The sequence below is a fragment of the Streptococcus pseudopneumoniae IS7493 genome (genome assembly GCF_000221985.1).
Taxonomy (GTDB): Bacteria; Bacillota; Bacilli; order Lactobacillales; family Streptococcaceae; genus Streptococcus; species Streptococcus pseudopneumoniae.
Window position 1 is genome coordinate 1787967 of sequence record NC_015875.1, and the last position, 20071, is coordinate 1808037.

Sequence of the window (20071 nt, forward strand, 5' to 3'; positions counted from 1 at the left end):
CACGAAAAGAAAGAATTTGTCAGGAACTTGTACAAGATTTTCTTTTCTATCTATTTATTCGTAAAAAATCTCAAAAAGTCCACCTTTCAGTAGACTTAGTTTGTTTCTATTCTAATCGGCACTCTTCCAAAATTCTGCTCTGCTATACTGGGATTTCCCAGTTGGTAAATCTGGTCTACCTTTTGGGTCATAGCATCCCAAGGTTCTTTGCCAATTCGGCTGACTAGATCGACCTGCCCTTTCAGAGACTTGAGATGTTGTCTGCCTTTTTCGGTAAAACCAAGAACATGAATGGCTTCTGGCAAATCACTTTCTCTAGCTTGCACCAAAATATAGGTCAAGAGGCGTCTGACACGCGCCTTAGTGTAACGTTTGGTGGCAACCGCCTCGACTAATTCTTCTACAGACTGTGCTGTTTTAATAGCTTCATTAATACGCACAGCCATTTCTTGATTTACCTGATAGATAGTGGTTAGGTCGGGATTTGACAAGATTTGATAATGGAGCAAGGGAAAATAGTCATCCCAGCTCACCTTACTAGTCTGCTCAAAGAGGGAAACAGAAGGCATAAAGCGTTTTAAGAAATCTGTATCTCTCTGGTGCTGACGAAGAGCTGTCGCCGAAGCAAAGTCCACATCCTTGTCCACAGAATGGTAACCAGCCCCCTGACGCTGAATCGGATGGAGTTTGATGTTGCGTCCTGCAACCGCCTTGGCATAGGCCAGAGCAAGAACATGATTGGGTGTATTGCCTGAAAAATCAAGACCTGCAAATTCCTTCCACATGACTTGGGTTTTCTGTGGATAGGAAAGAGAATCAGGCAGATTTTCCACAAATTTCTCCATCTCATCCCCCTGGTCTGTGTATAAGTCAGCGATTTTTTGATAATCTCGAACTTCCTCTGTCCCAAAAACTAGGCTATCAATGCCCAAGCGAGCCAAGATATCCACAGCTCCTTGACCAAAGAAATCAGCAGCCTGAACACTGACTAAAAAGGGCAATTCCACTACCAGATCCGCTCCATTTTCCAGCGCCATCTGGGCCCTTGTCCACTTATCCACAATAGCAGGCTCGCCTCTCTGCATGAAATTCCCAGACATAGCAACGATTTTCAATCCCTCTGCCTGATCCAGCAGGTATTTATGGCCATTATGAAAAGGATTGAACTCCGCGATAATACCTGTGATGATCATAGTAATCTCCTACTTCTGCGCGACAAAAAACCAACGGGTGCTAGTTTCTGTTGGCTCCTTGTCCTCAAAGTCCGCATAGAGTTTGAAGGACTTGAAACCAGCCTGTTCCAGCAAAATATCATAGGTCAGAACCTCATAAGTCCGCTCCTCATGCACTTCATCGTGGCGACTAAAGGAACCGTCTGCCTCCTTGATAAAAAAGGTCAACTCATGCACGATGGAGTGAGGTGCCGCGTCCTCGTAGGTATCCCAGAGCATGGCGAACTCTTCCGCATTTTCATGATAAGAATAGCCTGGAAAAACTTCGTCTGTCTGGTAGGTTGAATGCACATCAAAGATAAAAATACCATCTTCGTTGAGAGCATTATAAATTTCCTTAAAAACATCCCCTACTTCCACTTCATCCTGCATGTAGCAGATTGAGTCCGAATAACAAGTGACAAAATCATATTGACCTGCCTTGGACAAATCCAGCATATTGCCTTCAATAAAATCAATCTTTTGTTTGGCTGAAGAAGCTCTCTTCTCGGCAATTTTCAACATATCAGCACTCAAGTCCAGGCCAGTCACATCAAAACCAGCATGAGAAAAGCGAACAGACTGGATACCTGTCCCACAGGCCAATTCCAAGAGTTTCTTTCTCTCCTTAGTTTTTGGCAAATGACGCAGAGAAAAATCCGTCCATTTGTCGTATAAACTATCGTCCATGACTGCATCATAGACCGCCGCAAAGGTTTCATAAGTTGCCATAATCATGATACCAAGAGCTTCCATGGCAAACACCACTTGCCCTATACCTTTCTATCACATTCCTTTTAAAAATAAGCAAATAAAACCCAGTTGAATACAACTGAGTTCATCTTCTAAGCAAGAGCTTCTGAAATATCTACTGAATTCGCCTCATGCCATAGTTTTTCTAAGTTATAGTGGGCACGCATTTCTTCTGAGAAGATATGCACAACGACACCACCAAGGTCTAGCAAGACCCATCCTCCAGCTGCATCGCCTTCGATATGGCTGCCTTTAAAACCAGCTTCCGCTACTTTTTCACGGATATTGTCAGCGATAGCATCCAACTGACGGCTATTCATTGAACTAGTAATAACAAAGTAATCAGTCACGCTAGTCAATTCTTGTACGTCAAGTGCGAGGATATCCTCCGCACGTTTCTCATCAGCCGCTTTCACGACTAGTTCTAGTAATTCTTTTTCGTTCATTTAGTCCTCTTTCAAATAGTGCACAAAGGCGTTATAGGTTTCAAGGGTTTGGGGATAGATAGGGAATCTCTGATGAGCTAGATGCTCCACGGTACGAGCTGTTTCGTAGGCCACCGCCTTATTGAGCGATAGACTTGCAATCTCACGCGCCACATCTACTCCAGGAAAGGCTCGATTGTGCTCGATATAGTCTGCGACGTAGATGACCTTATCTAGGTCTGTCATTTGACCAGCTCCGACTGTATGAATTTCAATGGCTCGCAGAATTTCAGAATCATGCAAATCCAAATCTTCCTGAATTTTGTAAATTCCGACCATACCATGCCAGACATTATTGCCCCAGTTTTTGAGGTCAGGGTCTAGCTGGTAACGGTCAATCAAGTCTAGAAATTCCTGATCTGACAACTTTTTAGCATAGTCATGAAGAAGACCTGCTAGACTTGCTTTCTCAACATCTACACCAAAGCGCTGAGCTAACTCCATAGCGGCACGCTCCACACCTAGACAATGGGTTAGACGTTTCTCAGGTAGAAGCTCTGCCATTTTTTCCAACAAGGCCTCACGGGAGCAGTTGATATAGTCTTGATAGGACATCAGTAGAGCCCCTCCTTCTCGATGTAGTCTAGCACTGGCTGAGGTAGGAGAAAGTTGGGTTTCCGACCTTGGGCAATGAAGTCCCGCACCATGCTGGACGAGATATCCATGAGCGGTACGTCCACCCAGATAACTGGATAGGAAGTCCCTGCCTTGTAGCGTGGACGCTGAACCCCCACAAACTGAACCATGTCAACCAGTTCATCAATTCGGTACCACTTAGGCAGATAGTCAACCATGTCGGCACCGATGATAAAGTAATAATCCGTATCTGGATTCTTCTCTGTCAAAATCTTCATGGTGTCGTAAGTGTAGGAAATACCCTTGCGCTCCAACTCAATAGTTTCAATGACTAGGCCGTCAATCCCCTCAATTGCCAACTCAAGCATCTTGAGACGATGGTGTTCAGGGATGGTTTCCTTTTTATCAACGTGAGGAGGTTGGTATTCAGGCATGAGCAGAACTTGATCCAGTCCCAACTGTTGCCGTACTTGATCCGCAACAATAAGATGGGCATTGTGAACAGGGTTAAAATTCCCCCCTAAAATCCCAACTTGTTTGCGTTTTTTCTCCTTGATTTCTGGCTCCAACTCTACCTTGGTAAAGGGAGTCAATAGTTCGATTGTCATAGGCTAGTCCCCTTTATTTCTCTATAAAAACAGTTATTTGGAGTTTCGGTCTTAGATTTCTTTGACTTTCTTAGAAATCTTGCGATTTTCTTTCTTGCTGGATTGTTTAAACAAAATCAAGATGCGTCCTATTTTTTGGACTGTATCCACACCGATTTCTTCTTCCAAAATTTCAGCTACTTCGTGGATGTTTTCATCTGTGTTTTGTAAGAGAGTAACCTTGATTAATTCACGCGCATCAAGAGCTTGACGGACGCTGGTTTTGATTTGGTCGTTCAGTCCATTTTTCCCGATTTGGATGATAGGTTTGAGGATGTGTGCCTGGCTGTTGAGGAAGGCACGTTGTTTTGATGTTAATGACATAATTTTCTTCCTTGTTTTTTGATAGTTATTTTAGGTGGTGAGGGACGGTCGGAACTAATTTTCCAAAGATTTCATCTTTGAAAAATGGATTTCCTGACCTCACAATTGAGCCTTGGTCTCAATTGTGCCCCTTGCCAATCTACAGATTGGCAATCACACCACGGCAATAACTATCGCTATATGAGCTCACTTTGTTCGCTCAGCGATTTTGTTTTAAATAATTGCTTTTCGTATGACGACGGCGACGCCTTCTGGTGCCCAGACGGCGACTTTGGCAGTGCCTGTTACACGAATCCAACCTAGGCCTGAGATGACTAGGTCTGTCTTATCCTTGATTGTAAATACATGCTCAATCAGTTTTGGAAAATCTTCTTTTTCCTTACTGTTTGGAGGCGTGAGAAGGGTTCCGACGTGCTTGTCGTAAAATGCACTAGCGCCTTCAAGCTTAGTACGATGGAGTTTCAATTCGTTGTCAAAAAAGGCAGTGAAACCTTGTTTTTCTCCTGATATAAAGTCAAAACGTCCGAGACCACCTAAAAATAGGGTTTGTTCAGGATTAAGCTGATATGTTTTAGGCTTGATCTCCTTTTTAGGGCTGACATACTTGAGGTTTTTGGCCGTCAAGTAATGGGCCATTTGGTGACGGTGGATGATTCCCGGCGTATCGTAGATATAAGAACCATCATCAAGCGGAATCTCGATCTTGTCCAAGGTTGTCCCTGGGAAGCGCGAAGTCGTAATGACATTCTGATCACCCGTGATTTCTTGGATAATGGCATTGATTAGAGTTGATTTTCCAACGTTAGTTACACCGACAACATAGACATCGCGGCCTTTACGGTAATGTTCAATCTTGTCAATGACTTCCTTAATGGCATGTTTGTTTTGAGCTGAAGTTAGGACGACATCAACAGGACGAAGCCCTTCTTCATGGGCACGTTCCATGAGCCACTGGCTAATCTTGCCCGGTTTAACTGACTTAGGTAGGATATCTTTTTTATTTCCAACCAAGAGGACATCATTGCCCGATACAAAGCGTGGCAAGCCTGGGATGACAGAGCCATTAAAATCAAAGATATCAATGACATTGACCACTAAGGCATCGCTGTCTCCCACCTCGTGCAAGAGCTTGAGGAAATCATCGTCTGTCAACTGGACATCCGTGATTTCATTGTAATGACGGAGACGGAAACAGCGTTGGCAATAGACTTCACCAGTCTCCAAACCTTTTTCAAGTGCCGACTGGGGGGTAAAACCAAGACCAGCCTTATCTGTCGTCTGAATGGTTGCTCCACAACCAATACAGAGAATTTCTTCCATAGTTAAATTCCTTTTTTATATGTAATCGGTCCGTACTTTTCAGTGATTTTTCGCATGACACGGCGCTCACGAGCTCGGTTAATCTGCGTTTTGATCGAGTCATGTTGGACCAAGGGTTTGACTAAAATCGAGCGAATGCCAGCACGGTGGGCTGCTCGAATATCTGTCATGAGCTGGTCGCCAACCATGACCACTTCACTTTTCTCATAGTGAAATTCCTTCATGGCACGGTCAATTCCAAATGTGAAGGGCTTCAGAGCCCAATAAACGTAGTCAATCCCAAATTTCTCAACTGCGCGTTGAACTCGTTTTTTGGTGTTATTTGAGACCACGATAATGCGAATGCCCGCGTCCCGAAGGTCATGTAGCCATTGCTTCATCTCTGGTGTTCCGTCAGGATTATTCCAAGCAATGAGGGTATTGTCCAAATCGACCAAAACAGCCTTGATTCCCTGCTCCTGCAGGCTTGGGACTGTCAGATCATAAACTGCTTCCACAGCAAAATCTGGCATATAATTTTCAATCGCCATTTTGGCTCCTTTTCTTAACTTTTTTTCGCAATTTTCCTTAGTAACAAGGATAAAACAATCCACAAACCTATACTAGCCAAACTGATGTAGAGCCAAGCATGGGGCTCATCTGTTAAAGGTAGTGGAACATTCATTCCGAAAAAGCCTGTCACGACTACCAAAACCGCTAGCAAGACTGAAATGATAGTCAAGGTTGTCAAATTATCATTCAGATTATTGTTTAGAATATTGTTGTAAGAGGCTGAAAGTTGCTGTAAAATCTGAGAGATTAGGTCTGTCATGGATACCAGCTGATGAGCCTCAATCATGGCATCATCAAACTGTTCTCTCTCAATCTCATCAAAACTACGATACAAGGCATGACCTTGAATATGCTCTAACAAAATCCGATTTTGTTTGGCAGCTGCCGTCAGATAAACCATACCAGTCTCCAAATCAGACAGGGCAAAGAGGTTTTTCTTGGTAGTTCGCTGGCGCAAGAGGTCATTGACCTCATCCCTACTCTTGTCCATCTGCTCAATGACAGGATAGTAGGCATTGCTGATGATTTCCAGACTGGCAAAGAGAAACTTATAAATCGAAAGCGTGTCATGGCTCTCCAGATAACGAGTCATCTGTTCAATGACATAGGCGTTCTTGGTATTACTAATGGTAATCAGGCGACGATGCTCCACGATAAAGGTCATGGGAAAAGTCTCATAGTAGGCCTTGTCCTTTTTTACGTCTAGGACATTATAGATAAAGGTAACCGTCCCACTTTCACGGTGGTAGTCCATGTGGGCGCGCTCGTTTCTATCCAGTGCGTATTCAATGGTTTCCTTGTCCAAACCGTAAATTTCAGAAAGGTCTTCTAGTTTATTCAACTTTCCTAGATCTAGGTCTATCCAGGTACAACCATTGCCCAACTGCTTTTCTAAAACCATCTTTTCTCCTTATTAAACTCCCTCTATTGTACCACAAATTACTTAAAATAACAGGTCTAGTCTGTGCGTGAGAAATTGCTAACAACTGTGATATTTCGGTTAGGGACAAAGTGAAGGGCTTGCTCCTCGCTACGAAGCTGGGTCGTACGAATTCCCACGCTGACGACCTTGCCCGATACAGTAATGGGGCCATTGGTCAGAACAACCTCATCTCCCACATCCAGTTGACGTTCAAAAAGGATGAAAAAGCCATTGATGACATCAGACAGAAAACCTTGGGCTCCCATCCCAATCGCCACCCCAGCGATTCCAGCCCCAGCCAGCAAGCTAGATACAGGTAAGCCTAAAATCGATAAAATACAGTAGAGTAAAAAGAAATATGACGTATAATTAAACACATTTTCTAACAAACGTGAGATGGTTTTCTGGCGCCCGACATCATGATGAGACATTTTTAGAGAAGGTTTGGCAATTCTCTGCACCATGGTATGAAGCATTTTTTTAGCAATATAAAATACAATCAAAAGCAGTAAAAGAGAAATGACCTTGGTTAGAATATTTTCGATAATGGTTGTCACATCTAGCTTTTCAATATAAGCTTGAATAAATTTTTGCATATAAAACTCCTTTATTTCATTATACCATATTTTCATCAGTCTCATTATCCATAAATATTCAAAAAATAGACAGAAAATTCTTGATTTTGTCTATCGTTTATACTATAATCATAATCACTACACAGAAAGGAGATTATTATGAAAAGAATCATTCATGCTTGGAACAAGGCAAGCCTTGTCAAGCGTATCTTGATTGGTATGCTTTGTGGGGGAATTCTAGGACTGACCCTTCCTAATCTCTCAGGAATTGGGCTACTCGGGGATTTATTCGTTGGAGGTCTAAAAGCTGTTGCTCCTATCCTAGTCTTTGCTCTCGTTGCTAATGCCCTTTCCCAACATCAAAAGGGACAAGATAGCAATATGAAAACTGTTGTTTTCTTGTATATCCTAGGAACTTTTGCCGCTGCTCTTGTAGCTGTACTAGCAAGTTTCATCGTCCCTATTGAAATCACCCTAAATAGTGCTAATACCGATATTGCTCCACCAGATGGGATTGGACAGGTCCTCAGCAACCTCTTGCTCAAACTGGTTGACAATCCAGTCAACGCCCTGCTTACTGCTAACTATATTGGAATCTTATCTTGGGCAGTCATTTTTGGAATTGCTATGAGAGAGGCCAGCAAAAATAGTAAAGAATTACTAAAAACTATCGCTGACGTGACTTCTAAAATTGTCGAATGGATCATCAATCTGGCTCCATTTGGAATCCTTGGTCTTGTTTTTAAAACCATTTCTGACAAGGGAATCGGAAGCCTTGCCAACTACGGTATTTTATTGGTTCTATTAGTAACGACTATGCTTTTTGTTGCCCTTGTGGTCAACCCTTTGATTGCCTTCTTCTTTATGAGACGCAACCCTTACCCTCTAGTTTGGAACTGCCTCCGTGTCAGCGGTGTGACAGCCTTCTTCACTCGTAGTTCTGCGGCTAACATTCCTGTCAACATGAAACTCTGCCATGACCTTGGACTCAACCCAGATACCTATTCTGTTTCTATCCCACTTGGCTCTACTATCAACATGGCTGGAGCAGCGATTACCATTAACGTTTTGACCCTTGCTGCGGTAAACACTCTTGGAATCCCTGTTGACTTTGCCACAGCCTTTGTCCTCAGTGTGGTAGCAGCTATCTCAGCCTGCGGTGCTTCTGGTATTGCGGGAGGTTCCCTCCTTCTTATCCCAGTTGCTTGTAGCCTTTTCGGTATTTCTAACGATATTGCCATGCAAGTTGTTGGGGTTGGATTTGTGATTGGGGTCATCCAAGACTCATGTGAAACAGCCCTTAACTCTTCTACAGACGTCCTCTTTACTGCCGTTGCCGAATACGCAGCAGCCCGTAAAAAATAACTCATAAAGGCAAGCCTGCTCAGGTTTTGTCTTTTGCTCTTTTATTCTAACTTATACTCTTCGAAAATCAAATTCAAACTACGTCAGCTTCGCCTTGCCGTACTCAAGTACTGCCTACGGCTAGCTTCCTAGTTTGCTCTTTGATTTTCATTGAGTATTATCAGGAAATTCTTATGTCTATTAGCCAACGTACGACCAAGCTCATCTTAGCTACCTGTCTTGCCTGCCTGCTTGCTTATTTTCTCAATCTTTCCTCAGCAATTTCGGCTGGAATTATCGCTCTCTTGAGCCTATCTGATACGCGTAGAAGTACTTTAAAACTGGCTCGCAATCGCCTCTTTTCCATGCTCCTAGCTCTGGCTATCGGTGTTCTAGCTTTTCACTTGAGCGGATTTCATATCTGGAGCCTTGGTCTCTATCTTGCCTTCTATGTGCCTCTAGCTTACAAGATGGGCTGGGAAATTGGCATCACACCAAGCACTGTTTTGGTTAGCCATCTCTTGGTACAAGAGTCAACCTCTCCAGACCTTCTAGTCAATGAATTCTTTCTCTTTGCTATCGGTACAGGATTTGCTTTACTGGTCAATCTCTACATGCCTTCACGAGAAGAGGAAATTCATCACTACCACACATTGGTAGAAGAAAAGTTAAAAGACATCCTCCTACGCTTCAAATATTATTTATCCAGAGGGGATGGACGCAACCGAGCACAGCTGGTGGAAGAATTGGACACCCTTTTGGAAGAAGCCCTCAGACTGGTCTATTTGGATCACTCAGACCACCTCTTTCACCAGACTGATTACCATATTCACTACTTTGAGATGAGACAGCTACAAAGTCGTATCCTGCGAAACATGGCCCAGCAAATCAACACCTGTCACCTAGCTGCCAGTGAGAGCCTGATTTTGGCTCAACTCTTTTCAAAAATTGCAGGTCAACTGAGCCAGACCAATCCTGCTTCTGATTTGCTAGATGAAATCGAACGCTATCTGGAAGTCTTCCGAAACCGCAGTCTGCCCAAGACAAGAGAAGAATTTGAAACCCGCGCTACCCTTCTTCAACTCCTACGTGAAGCCAAAACCTTCATCCAAGTAAAAGTTGATTTTTACAAAAATATGGACAGTAAAAAAGAAAACCACTAAAAAACAGAACTTGCCAGCATTCTTGAAAAGTAGTATAATTATTGCATGCGCAATCATCTTGTGACGCAGAGACTGCCCGTTAATGGACTTTCTTCTATTTATGACTCTAAAAAGAAAGGAGACACTATGACCTATTTGGAAAAATGGTTTGACTTCAATCGGCGTCAGAAAGAAATTGAAAGTCTCCTGGAAGAGACCATTGCCCAACAGAGCGAGCAAAGTCTGACCTTGAAAGAGTTCTACCTGCTCTACTATCTGGACTTGGCCCAAGAAAAATCTCTACGCCAGATTGACCTGCCAGATAAGCTTCATCTGAGCCCGAGCGCAGTTTCTAGGATGGTGGCTCGCTTGGAAGCTAAAAATTGCGGTCTACTCAGTCGCATGTGCTGCCATCAAGATAGACGTTCTAGTTTTATCTGCCTGACAAGTGATGGGCAAAAAACACTGGCCTCTCTACAAAAGGCTGTCGAAGAAAGCTTGGAAACTGGTTTGGATTTCTTGATTTAAGATGATTTTAGAAAAAAGTTGCGTGCGCAATCATTTTTATTGACATTCTCTTTTACAAGGAGTAAAATAAAGTCAAGATTAAACAAAGGAGTTTTATATGATCGAAATTACTTATCTAGACGCCAGTAAGAACGAAAGAACTGTGACTTTCGAATCCTATGAAGACTTTGATCGTTCACAACAAGCTTGCCTTATCGGCGTCGCAGACTACTACCCTGTCCAAAAATTAACCTATAACGGTCATGATTTGGACTACCATGGAACTTATGGAGATATCTTCTTCTATCTCAAGAAACAAGATTTAAGCCAATATAACTAAAAAAAGGAGAAATACAATGGCAAAAACAATTACAGATGCAACATTCGAACAAGAAACAAAAGACGGTTTGGTCTTGGTAGACTTTTGGGCAACTTGGTGTGGTCCATGTCGTATGCAAGGTCCAATCTTGGACAAATTGTCTGAAGAACTTTCAGAAGATGTTTTGAAAATCGTTAAAATGGACGTTGATGAAAATCCAAACACAGCTCGTGCCTTTGGAATCATGTCTATCCCAACTCTTCTCTTCAAAAAAGACGGCCAAGTGGTGAAACAAGTTGCTGGTGTTCACACAGCAGACCAAATCAAGGCCATCGTTGCTGAATTGAGCTAATCAACTGAGAGACCAAGTACTTGCTTTGGTCTCTTTTTTCTTGCCCTTTGCCATTTTTCAAAAAATATGCTAGACTATAGGTAGAATATTACGATGTTTGGGACATGCCATCGCTAAAAAAAACCTCGATTTGGTATTTTTTAGCTCCCTCAAGGGAGCTTTTTGCGTGCTCTGAACATTCCCCATTTTGGAAGGAGTACTATGAAACGTCAATCAGCCTTGGTCGTCTTTAGTGGCGGTCAAGATTCTACAACCTGCCTCTTTTGGGCTAAAGAACACTATGAAACAGTCGAAGCTGTCACCTTTGCCTACGGTCAACGTCATCATCTCGAAATTCAAGTTGCCCAAGAAATCGCTGAGGAACAAGGAATTCGTCATCACATCTTAGATATGTCTCTGCTGGGACAAATCACTGAAAATGCCTTGACCTCCGATCTGGAAATCGAGCAAAAAGAGGGGGAGGTTCCCAATACCTTTGTTGACGGTCGCAACCACCTCTTTCTATCCTTTGCGGCAGTCCTTGCTAAGCAACGTGGAATTACAGACATCGTGACAGGTGTCTGCGAGACAGATTTTTCAGGCTACCCTGATTGTCGAGATGTCTTTGTCAAATCCCTCAATGTTACCCTCAACCTTGCCATGGATTACGACTTCGTTATCCAAACACCTCTCATGTGGCTAGACAAGGCTGAAACTTGGGAATTAGCCGACCAACTCGGTGCCTTTGACTACGTTCGTGAAAAGACCTTAACCTGCTACAACGGGATTATTGGAAGTGGCTGTGGAGATTGCCCAGCCTGCCACCTACGTCAACATGGCCTAGATGTTTATCTCTCACAGAAAGGAGAGGACTAATGTTTTTTGCACCCAAAGAAATCAAACAGGAAACTGGGGAGTCTCTGATCTACAATCCTCATAGAACCTTGGTATCAAAAGAGTTTACCTTCGATGCTGCCCACCACCTCTTTCACTATGAGGGAAAATGCAAATCCCTGCATGGCCACACCTATCATCTGCAGATTGCTGTCAGTGGATTTTTAGATGAACGTGGCATGACCTACGATTTCGGAGACATCAAAGCGATCTACAAGAACTACTTAGAGCCTCACTTGGATCATCGCTATCTCAATGAAACCCTGCCCTATATGAACACGACTGCTGAAAATATGGTTTACTGGATTTTCCAAACCATGAACCAAGAGTTGCCAGACGAGCGCGGTCTCCGTTTGGAATACGTTCGTCTCTATGAGACTCCGACTGCCTTTGCAGAGTTTAGACGGGAGTGGTTAGATGACTAGGGAACGTGTTCTCAAACTACCAGTTCTGGAAATTTTTGGCCCAACCTTTCAAGGCGAAGGCCGTGCAATCGGGCAGAAAACCATGTTTGTCCGCACTGCTGGTTGCGACTACCACTGCGACTGGTGCGATTCTGCCTTTACTTGGGATGGTTCTGAAAAGCCAACTCGCATGACAGCTGATGAAGTTATTGCTGCCTTGGATAAATTGGGGAGCTACGACTATGTAACCCTATCTGGGGGAAATCCTGCTATCCTAGCAGCCAACATGGCCGAATTGGTCACTAAACTCAAGGAACGTGGTGTCACTCTGGCTGTTGAAACTCAAGGTTCTCGCTGGCAAAATTGGTTAAAAGACATCGACCAGGTCACTCTCAGTCCCAAACCTCCTTCATCCAAGATGGAAGTCAACTTTGAGACCTTGGACTTTATCGTTTCCCAACTAGATCCAGACAAGGTCACCTTTAAAATCCCTGTCTTTGATGATGACGATTTGGCCTTTGCCAGAGGCATTCAAGAGCGCTACCAACCAGATGTTCTTTTCTTATCAGCAGGAAATCCTGAACCCAAGGCTAGAGGTAATATTGTCCAAGACCAACTGGACCGCCTCAAAGAACTCTGGGAACGCATCGCTGCTGACGACAGCTGGGGCAATGTCCGCGTCCTTCCTCAACTCCATACCCTCCTCTACGATAACAAACGTGGTGTTTAATATTAGAAAGAAAAAATCATGTCACAACAAGAAGAAATGAAAAACCTCAGCCTACTGGGCAACAAAGAAACCAACTACATTTTCGAATATCAACCAGAAGTCCTCGAATCCTTTGACAATCGTCATGTGGAAAATGACTATTTCATCAAATTCAACTGTCCTGAATTCACCTCCCTGTGCCCAATCACTGCTCAGCCAGACTTTGCGACCATTTATATTTCCTACATTCCTGACAAGCTCTGTGTTGAGTCAAAATCCCTCAAACTCTACCTCTTTAGCTACCGAAACCACGGAGATTTCCACGAAAACTGTATCAACACCATCGGGAAAGACTTGGTCAACTTGCTAGACCCTCGCTATTTAGAAGTCTGGGGAAAATTCACTCCGCGCGGAGGCATCTCAATCGACCCCTACTACAACTACGGTAAGCCTGGAACTAAGTATGAAGGCTTGGCAGAACAACGCCTCTTCCAACACGACCTTTATCCAGAGAAAATTGACAACCGTTAAACTCATACTCAATGAAAACCAAAGAGCAAACTAGGAAGCTAGCCGCAGGTTGCTCAAAGCACTGCTTTGAGGTTGTAGATAAGACTGACGAAGTCAGCTCAAAACACTGTTTTGAGGTTGCAGATGGAAGCTGACGTGATTTGAAGAGATTTTCGAAGAGTATCATACGAAAAAGCCCTGTTCCTCTAGATGAGGAGCAAGGCTTTTTGTTTTTCAATTATTCTTCTGTTCCAAGGAAGTTTTTTGCAACGAGGGCTGCAAGAACCCCACCAACGATTGGTGCAAGGATGAAAATCCAAACTTGTTGAAGGGCTGCGCCACCTACCAAAACAGCTGGTGCCAAGCTACGAGCTGGATTTACTGAAAGCCCAGTAATGTTCAATCCGACAAGAATCATCGCCATCAAGGACAAACCGATTACCAAACCAGCAATCGCGCCATTTCCCTTGCTTGCTGAAGTCACAGTCATGATAACCAAGACAAACAAGAAAGTTGCGATGACTTCAAACAAGAAACCACCAAAGATAGTGACACCGTTTGCCAAGGCATTTTCACCAAGGCTAGCAGTTGACATACCCGAGTTAGCCAAGAGGAAGAAGACTGCGCCAGAAGCGATGAAAGCTCCAACAACCTGACCAAGTATGTAGTTTACAAGTTCTGAAGATGACAAACGTTTGTTAACAAACATAGCAATCGAAACAGCTGGATTCAAGTGAGCACCTGAAACAGTTCCGATTGAGTAGGCTGCAACTACGATTGCCAGACCAAAGGCAACGGCAATCCCTAGGTGACCAAGACCTTCAACACCATTTCCAAAAACAACAGCTCCTGTCCCGACGAATACAAGCATGAACGTACCGATTAACTCAGCAACAAATTTTTTCATTTTCTTTCTCCTTTTTTCAAAAACTAGATACTAGTCTATCAAAAGTAGGAAAGGGTTTCAAGAAAATTGATTGGAAATTTTTTGAAAATCATAGAACTACTAGCAATACCTAATATTGAAAAGATTGAATAGCTTCTTTCAAGTCATCTTGTAAACTATTTCTCTGGTCAAGTTGGACATAGACTTCCAACAGACAGGATCTGAAGTTGGAAAATTTATAAAAATCTTCCCTTTCTTCTATCGGAAAGTCAACAGCTTTTATCCAAGAAGCTACTTGCTCTTGCGCTAACTTCCCTTGTAAAATAGGTTCATAGATCACTCTTGCTAAACGCCAATCCTCATCATCTGTAAAGCGAATCGAAACTCTTTTAAATAGTTGGCCAAGTATATCAAATACTTCATGAACTCTGTTTTTAGGAAAGTTGGGATGACAAACCACCTCTGTCAGTAAATCGGCTCCATGTGCAAAAGCATGAACCCAACCATACTGACTTGAAAAACCCGTTGTATCCTTTTCTTTTGAAAGATAATACAAACCTTGATTTAAAAGGACATTACGAATTCCTGCATTTAATTCCTGATAAAAAATCGATTGCTGGTTGGCATCTGCAGACAAGAGATTTGCATAAATAAGCGCCCTAAAAGAACGTTCAAGGGTTGACAGGCCTACCTTATCAATATCTTTATCTAACCCTCCATCAGATGAAATCCCTTCAGCAATGAAATGAAATTGTTCCTGTGTAAATAGCTCTTCCTGAATCCCTCTAGCAAAGCTTGTAAAAACAAGGTCATCACGAATTTCTGGAGAAGGATCTCCCAAATGATCAAGTAGCCACTGGATTTCTTCCTGGTTATAACTTGGTTTTTCTTCTGCTATTTTTCTAAGTAACTTTTGATACATGGTCAATACCTCTACATTTCTAGCAACTGTTCAAAAATCTGTCCTTAAATGACTTTAGCAATTTGTAAAATTAAGTTAAAGAGAAAAAGACATTTATATTCAGAGAAACAGCACATTTCTGAAAGGATACATAAATGATTTATTCCATATTACCACAAATGAACTTGTAATGATAGAACTTTATCACAAAAATCACATTTCTGTCTCAAAAATTGCGAAAAACTAGTTATATAGTCATTTAGTTTTAAAAAAGCGTTCCAAACATTCAAAAATAGTTGGGACTTCCCTTAATAAATCTGTTACTTTCTTTTTTCAAGATAGCCCAAGCTTGCTCAATAGGATTCAAATCTGGTGAATAAGGCGGTAGAGGTAAGAAAAAGTGTTTATCTTGGATGCAGAGTTCATCCAAAATGTTCTTGGGATCAAAACTAGCATTGTCCATGATAATAACACGAGGTGTCTTCAAAGCAGGTAGGAGTTGTGTTTTGAACCACTCCACAAAGAAATCGCTTGTCCTGCTGTTCTTGTAAATCATGGGAGCTATAAACTCTCTGTCTACTTGTCCTGCAACAATTGAAGTTCGCTCAAAACGACGTCCGCTAATCTTTTCATAGACTTTCTCCCCTCTAGGAGTCCCTGCATAAGGACGAGGGAGCGCTATTGTATAATAGATTGAAACTAGAATAGTACACCTCTACTTCTAAAACATTGTTAGAAATCTATTTGACTGTCCTGATTGATTCATCCTGTTCTTATCTCATTTCACTATATTCACCGATAGTGAATCTCTACAGAGGACTTACACCTCAGATGCACGACATGCCCATCGTATAAAAAAATCTCCTACCCAAGGTAGAAGAATTTTAATCTTATAAAACTTAATCCGTCATGTCCGATACCAAAGTTCGATGCTCCAATGGAATACTGCACATAACTAGCAAGAAAATAAAGCCTGACTGAATCCAGAAGAGGGCCAAGTCAAAAATTCCGTGCACAGCAACCACTGTAAGGAAAGATAGATAAAGGCCGATAATCGGACGTTTCCCCGACTCCTGACTCATATCCATCATCAAGCGAACAGGAGCAACAGAAGACAAAACTAATAAAATAGTCCCCACAATTCCGTAACTCAGAATCGTATCAATATAAAGGCTATGAGCATGTTCATGATAAGGAGCATGTATCCGAGGATACGAGTGCATGTAGGTCAATGGCCCCTCACCCCAAAAAGGATTTTGCTTAAACAAGGCCATCCCAGCATCCCAAATAGAAATTCGTTCTTCCATAGAAGAATCTAAAGTCCCCATCCGAACTCCCAAATCACTGGAAAAGAGGAAGCTCAAGCCAATCGCAAATACCCCAATACTAAGCCAAAAGGCCTTCCAGTTTTTAATAGTCGTAAAGAGATAGATGATTGCTCCAGCGATAATAGCAGGAAAGGCAGTTCGATTTTGCGTAAAGTTCAATCCAAAGAGATTAACAAAGCCTGCAATCACACAGAATACTTTCAACCAATTCAACTTGGTCGTTGTAAATAGATAGAAAGCAATCATGATACAGAAACAACAAATAATTCCATAATAATTAGGATTAAAGAAGGTCACTTCTGCACGATTCTGATGCCACACCTGCATATTGGGTGAAAGAAAAGCATAGTTGAATTTCTTCACAATTTGGAAATGTTCTAAACTCGCAAAAGCAGCTGACAAGACGCTACCAAACAAGACGAGCTGCAAAATTAATCGAAAGAATTTATGTGATAAAATCGACTGATATTGCAAAAATAAAATAGCAAACAAAAACATTCCTACTGAAGCCACAAGACCCATCCAATTTTGTGCAAGAATGGATATAACAGTACTATAGCCAAGAAAAAGAAGCAGCATCGGATGCTCCCCCATTTTCTGAAGAATACTTTTCATGTCTCCTGTAAAAATCAAACTGATAATATATAAACAGAATACAACTACAAAAAGATAAAAGGGCAAAAAGATACTCAGGATAATTCCCAATAAAATCAGCTCTTTACTAGACAACCCTATCAGCTTTTCAATAAAGCCTATTGATTTCAAAATGAATCCTTTCTCTCCAAATCAGCTGATTCAGATAATAGTAAGCTATCCTATATTGTACCACTTTTTTAACAATTTGAAAACAAAGGAAACGTTTTCCAAAATAAAATGTAATTCGAATGTGATAATTGAAAGTTCTATAATGAAGTTAGCCACCCAGCCCTCCTAAAAATTAGATGGTTCAACTAGCTGATAGCTAGCACTCGATTTCATTTGATAAGAGGCTTGATGCTGTTAGGCTGACAAGCCAAGGCTAAGATTAGCCTTGGTTTAGCTGACAAAACTGCTTCAAGGGTTCCTCTTGTCAAATGAAAGCTCTTCTAGGCATAAGAAAACACCTCTGTGTTATACTTGTTGTTCAATCACAAACACAAGAAAGGCACAGAGATGAAAAGCCATTATACTACAAAAGCCAAACATTTGACAATCGATAGCCGTCGCTTAATCGAACGATGAAAAAAGGAAGGGAAATCAAATAGAGAAATCGCCTCTTTACTTGGAAAAGCTCCTCAAACTATCCATACTTCTTTAAAGCTGCCCATACTGAAGGAACAGCACAATTAAAATGTGCCGCAATTTCCCGTAAAAAAGCATCTGGATGAGCCTCTACAAAGGATTTCAATTCCTCTAAAGGAATCTTTCGGTTTTTGACGACTCGCTTTTTCCTCTCTAAGTGTCCTTGTTCACGTAAGTTCTTTTCCCACGTGAAGAGAGTTCTGACGCCAACATCAAAAACCTTGGCTGCCTCGACATGGCTGTGCCCCTCTTTGATGTAATCTAATGCTCGCTGTTTAAAATCTGTACTATATGCCATAGCTTTATTATAACATGCTTGTTTGAAACTAAGTAACTATAATAGTCAGCACATCGTCAAGTTTTCCTGATTTGAGGTAGTTGATAGAGGATTGGAGTGTCACTCCATCAAGCCCCAGAGATATGAGCACCAAACCGCTGATCTGGTCGCAAAGGGTAAAGAGATAACCACCATGGGCGTTGCCATAGTAGTTGAGCGACGAGTCCACTACTTTGGTCGTCACCACAACGTGACCATCTCTCATTTGTTCAATTTCGTAATTTTCAAAGGCAGATATAGCGTCAAAATGAAAGTCTTTCATCGTTTCCTCCTGATATTTCAAACGACACTATGATACTACTTTTTATAGGACTGTGCAAGGAGAAAGCTCCTAGTCTGGCAAAATTCCGACCTGCTCTACAAAGCGCATAAAGGCTGCCTGTCCTTGCTCCGTCTGCTTATAGACTCCTGCATCCTCAAGTACACGCGCAAAAATTGCACCCACAGAGTCCTTGACGATTTCAAGGGCTTTTTCTTTATCTGTTAGATCTGGATGTTGGCCTTTGAGTTGGTCTGCCCATTCCTGATGATAGTCGGCAACTGTATCAGCTTCTCCTACAAGATAGCTAGCGACTTGCTCCACTTCTTCTTTCAGACGTGGTGGCAAGATTGCCAAGCCCATGACCTCAATCAAGCCGATATTTTCCTTCTTGATATGTTGGACATCCTTGTGGGGATGATAGATGCCATCTGGATGTTCTGCAGAAGTCTGATTGTCTCGCAAGACCAAGTCCAACTCAAACTGTCCATCGCGTTTGCGGGCAATGGGTGTAATGGTATGGTGTGGTGTTCCATTACTTTCTGCCAAGACTTGCACTCTTGGATCTGAATACTGGCGCCATTCCTGCAAAATCTTATCAGCCAAGTTGATCAAATCTTCTTTGGAATCCGAAGTCAAACGCAACACTGACATGGGCCACTTGACAATCCCAGCCTTGACCTGATTAAAACCAGTAAAAGAGAAAGTCTTTTGCAAGGGAGCCAATTCCATAGGAAATACGTGACGGCCTCCCTGATAGTGGTCATGAGTCAGAATAGAACCTCCCACAATCGGCAAGTCGGCATTAGAGCCCGCAAAATATCCTGGAAACTGCTCTACGATAGCCAACAAACGTTCAAAGCTCTGACTGCTAATCGTCATGGGACAATGCTGGCCATCTAAAAAGATACAGTGCTCATTAAAATAAGCATAGGGCGAATACTGGAAGCCCCACTCCTGACCAGCCATTTCAAAACGGATAATTCGGTGATTGCTACGGGCTGGGTGGTTGACCCGACCATGGTAACCTTCATTCTCTAGACAAAGTTGACACTGAGGATAATTACTAGCTTGCACCAACTTGGCTACCGCAATCTCTTTCGGATCCTTTTCAGGCTTAGAGAGATTGATGGTAATTTCAAGTTCTCCATAATCAGATGGAACACGATAAGCGATATTTTTAGCAATGGCCTTGAGTTTGATGTAATCATTTTTCTGACTGAGTTGATAAAAATCCTCTATCGCTTGCTCAGGAGAGTGGACATAGGTTGCCCAAAAGTCACGATTGACCTGACTTGGACAAGGAGTCACCAAGTCCATCAATTCAGTACCAAGGATTTCACGCGCAGTCTGACTATCCTCAATCATCTCTAATCGAACGGCTTCCTCAACTAGCTGGTCCTTGAGGTCAATCAATTTATCCAGATTGGTCTCAACTTCCAAAACACCTTCTCCCACTCGTGCCAAAACACGGTTGGTCAGGTAGATTCGATCCATTTCCTCAAATGAACTTTCAGAAATGACATGTGTTACAAATTTATCTACTAAGATCAC

24 protein-coding genes and 4 pseudogenes are annotated in these 20071 nt (G+C 42.3%); 11 read left to right on the forward strand and 17 right to left on the reverse strand.

The window, feature by feature from the left end:
• Positions 1-95: 95 nt before the first annotated feature.
• The 10 genes from SPPN_RS09215 to SPPN_RS09260 all read right to left on the reverse strand — a co-directional run bounded on the left by SPPN_RS09215 (position 96) and on the right by SPPN_RS09260 (position 7386).
• Complete coding sequence (locus SPPN_RS09215; protein ID WP_000587363.1) at positions 96-1193, reverse strand: nucleotidyltransferase; 1098 nt, start codon at positions 1191-1193, stop codon at positions 96-98.
• Between the two features lie 9 nt (positions 1194-1202).
• Positions 1203-1943 (reverse strand): class I SAM-dependent DNA methyltransferase, encoded by a 741-nt coding sequence (locus tag SPPN_RS09220; protein ID WP_014017343.1) that lies wholly within the window; start codon positions 1941-1943, stop codon positions 1203-1205.
• Positions 1944-2056: 113 nt separating this feature from the next.
• Entirely contained in the window at positions 2057-2410 is a 354-nt protein-coding gene (rsfS, locus tag SPPN_RS09225) for a ribosome silencing factor (RefSeq protein ID WP_001003025.1), read from the reverse strand.
• Complete coding sequence (yqeK, locus tag SPPN_RS09230) at positions 2411-3004, reverse strand: bis(5'-nucleosyl)-tetraphosphatase (symmetrical) YqeK (RefSeq protein ID WP_000121659.1); 594 nt, start codon at positions 3002-3004, stop codon at positions 2411-2413.
• Positions 3004-3633 carry a nicotinate-nucleotide adenylyltransferase gene (locus SPPN_RS09235; protein WP_000151307.1) on the reverse strand — a complete coding sequence of 210 codons (630 nt, stop codon included), beginning with the start codon at positions 3631-3633 and terminating at the stop codon, positions 3004-3006. Before SPPN_RS09235 ends, yqeK begins: the two co-directional genes overlap by 1 nt.
• A 51-nt stretch (positions 3634-3684) precedes the next feature.
• Complete coding sequence (gene yhbY, locus SPPN_RS09240; RefSeq protein WP_000060163.1) at positions 3685-3996, reverse strand: ribosome assembly RNA-binding protein YhbY; 312 nt, start codon at positions 3994-3996, stop codon at positions 3685-3687.
• A gap of 213 nt (positions 3997-4209) precedes the next feature.
• Positions 4210-5316 carry a ribosome biogenesis GTPase YqeH gene (gene yqeH, locus SPPN_RS09245; protein ID WP_000391191.1) on the reverse strand — a complete coding sequence of 369 codons (1107 nt, stop codon included), beginning with the start codon at positions 5314-5316 and terminating at the stop codon, positions 4210-4212.
• 2 nt (positions 5317-5318) lie between these two features.
• The gene (locus SPPN_RS09250) at positions 5319-5846 is read right to left on the reverse strand and encodes a YqeG family HAD IIIA-type phosphatase (protein WP_000963750.1); all 528 of its coding nucleotides are present in this window, start codon (positions 5844-5846) and stop codon (positions 5319-5321) included.
• 14 nt (positions 5847-5860) lie between these two features.
• Positions 5861-6769 carry a magnesium transporter CorA family protein gene (locus SPPN_RS09255; RefSeq protein WP_000242254.1) on the reverse strand — a complete coding sequence of 303 codons (909 nt, stop codon included), beginning with the start codon at positions 6767-6769 and terminating at the stop codon, positions 5861-5863.
• A 56-nt stretch (positions 6770-6825) separates the two neighbouring features.
• The gene (locus SPPN_RS09260) at positions 6826-7386 is read right to left on the reverse strand and encodes a mechanosensitive ion channel family protein (protein ID WP_001168882.1); all 561 of its coding nucleotides are present in this window, start codon (positions 7384-7386) and stop codon (positions 6826-6828) included.
• A 138-nt stretch (positions 7387-7524) separates the two neighbouring features.
• Between SPPN_RS09260 and sstT the strand changes: the two genes are divergently transcribed.
• From sstT to SPPN_RS14230, 10 genes are all read left to right on the forward strand, one after another.
• Positions 7525-8730, forward strand: a complete 1206-nt coding sequence (gene sstT / locus SPPN_RS09265) for a serine/threonine transporter SstT (protein ID WP_000821228.1) — start codon at positions 7525-7527, stop codon at positions 8728-8730.
• Between the two features lie 173 nt (positions 8731-8903).
• The gene (locus SPPN_RS09270) at positions 8904-9872 is read left to right on the forward strand and encodes an aromatic acid exporter family protein (RefSeq protein ID WP_000028167.1); all 969 of its coding nucleotides are present in this window, start codon (positions 8904-8906) and stop codon (positions 9870-9872) included.
• Positions 9873-9998: 126 nt separating this feature from the next.
• A complete protein-coding gene (locus SPPN_RS09275) occupies positions 9999-10379 on the forward strand; it encodes a MarR family transcriptional regulator (RefSeq protein ID WP_000221631.1) in 381 nt (126 codons plus the stop codon).
• Positions 10380-10476: 97 nt separating this feature from the next.
• Positions 10477-10698, forward strand: a complete 222-nt coding sequence (locus tag SPPN_RS09280) for a DUF4649 family protein (protein WP_000570255.1) — start codon at positions 10477-10479, stop codon at positions 10696-10698.
• 16 nt (positions 10699-10714) lie between these two features.
• On the forward strand, positions 10715-11029 hold the full coding sequence (gene trxA, locus SPPN_RS09285; protein WP_001140463.1) for a thioredoxin: 315 nt from the start codon (positions 10715-10717) through the stop codon (positions 11027-11029).
• Between the two features lie 201 nt (positions 11030-11230).
• On the forward strand, positions 11231-11884 hold the full coding sequence (queC, locus tag SPPN_RS09290) for a 7-cyano-7-deazaguanine synthase QueC (RefSeq protein ID WP_000828761.1): 654 nt from the start codon (positions 11231-11233) through the stop codon (positions 11882-11884).
• On the forward strand, positions 11884-12327 hold the full coding sequence (queD, locus tag SPPN_RS09295) for a 6-carboxytetrahydropterin synthase QueD (RefSeq protein WP_000464564.1): 444 nt from the start codon (positions 11884-11886) through the stop codon (positions 12325-12327). The genes queC and queD overlap by 1 nt, the downstream gene beginning before the upstream one ends.
• Positions 12320-13036, forward strand: coding sequence for a 7-carboxy-7-deazaguanine synthase QueE (queE, locus tag SPPN_RS09300; RefSeq protein WP_000196464.1), 717 nt, complete (start codon positions 12320-12322; stop codon positions 13034-13036). Before queD ends, queE begins: the two co-directional genes overlap by 8 nt.
• Before the next feature lie 18 nt (positions 13037-13054).
• Entirely contained in the window at positions 13055-13546 is a 492-nt protein-coding gene (gene queF / locus SPPN_RS09305; RefSeq protein WP_000082587.1) for a preQ(1) synthase, read from the forward strand.
• Between the two features lie 11 nt (positions 13547-13557).
• Positions 13558-13680 (forward strand): hypothetical protein, encoded by a 123-nt coding sequence (locus SPPN_RS14230; protein ID WP_272941550.1) that lies wholly within the window; start codon positions 13558-13560, stop codon positions 13678-13680.
• Between the two features lie 83 nt (positions 13681-13763).
• Here SPPN_RS14230 and SPPN_RS09310 read toward each other — a convergent pair whose 3' ends face one another.
• The 4 genes and pseudogenes from SPPN_RS09310 to SPPN_RS09325 form a co-directional block, all read right to left on the reverse strand.
• Positions 13764-14432, reverse strand: coding sequence for an MIP/aquaporin family protein (locus SPPN_RS09310; RefSeq protein ID WP_000714858.1), 669 nt, complete (start codon positions 14430-14432; stop codon positions 13764-13766).
• 109 nt (positions 14433-14541) lie between these two features.
• Entirely contained in the window at positions 14542-15333 is a 792-nt protein-coding gene (locus SPPN_RS09315; protein ID WP_000284389.1) for a DUF2785 domain-containing protein, read from the reverse strand.
• 234 nt (positions 15334-15567) lie between these two features.
• A pseudogene (locus SPPN_RS09320) lies at positions 15568-15988 on the reverse strand (transposase); the annotation flags it as partial.
• A gap of 223 nt (positions 15989-16211) precedes the next feature.
• The gene (locus SPPN_RS09325; protein ID WP_014017345.1) at positions 16212-17405 is read right to left on the reverse strand and encodes an O-antigen ligase family protein; all 1194 of its coding nucleotides are present in this window, start codon (positions 17403-17405) and stop codon (positions 16212-16214) included.
• A 387-nt stretch (positions 17406-17792) separates the two neighbouring features.
• On the opposite strand from SPPN_RS09325, the pseudogene SPPN_RS13000 reads away from it, so the two are divergent.
• Positions 17793-17939, forward strand: a pseudogene (locus tag SPPN_RS13000) (helix-turn-helix domain-containing protein); the annotation flags it as partial.
• Here SPPN_RS13000 and SPPN_RS09330 read toward each other — a convergent pair.
• From SPPN_RS09330 to SPPN_RS09340, 3 genes and pseudogenes are all read right to left on the reverse strand, one after another.
• Positions 17929-18219, reverse strand: a pseudogene (locus SPPN_RS09330) (IS630 family transposase); the annotation flags it as partial. The pseudogenes SPPN_RS13000 and SPPN_RS09330 overlap by 11 nt on opposite strands.
• A gap of 40 nt (positions 18220-18259) precedes the next feature.
• Positions 18260-18520 (reverse strand): annotated as a pseudogene (locus SPPN_RS09335) (PaaI family thioesterase); the annotation flags it as partial.
• Positions 18521-18589: 69 nt separating this feature from the next.
• Positions 18590-20071 carry a UDP-glucose--hexose-1-phosphate uridylyltransferase gene (locus SPPN_RS09340; protein ID WP_000604332.1) on the reverse strand — a complete coding sequence of 494 codons (1482 nt, stop codon included), beginning with the start codon at positions 20069-20071 and terminating at the stop codon, positions 18590-18592.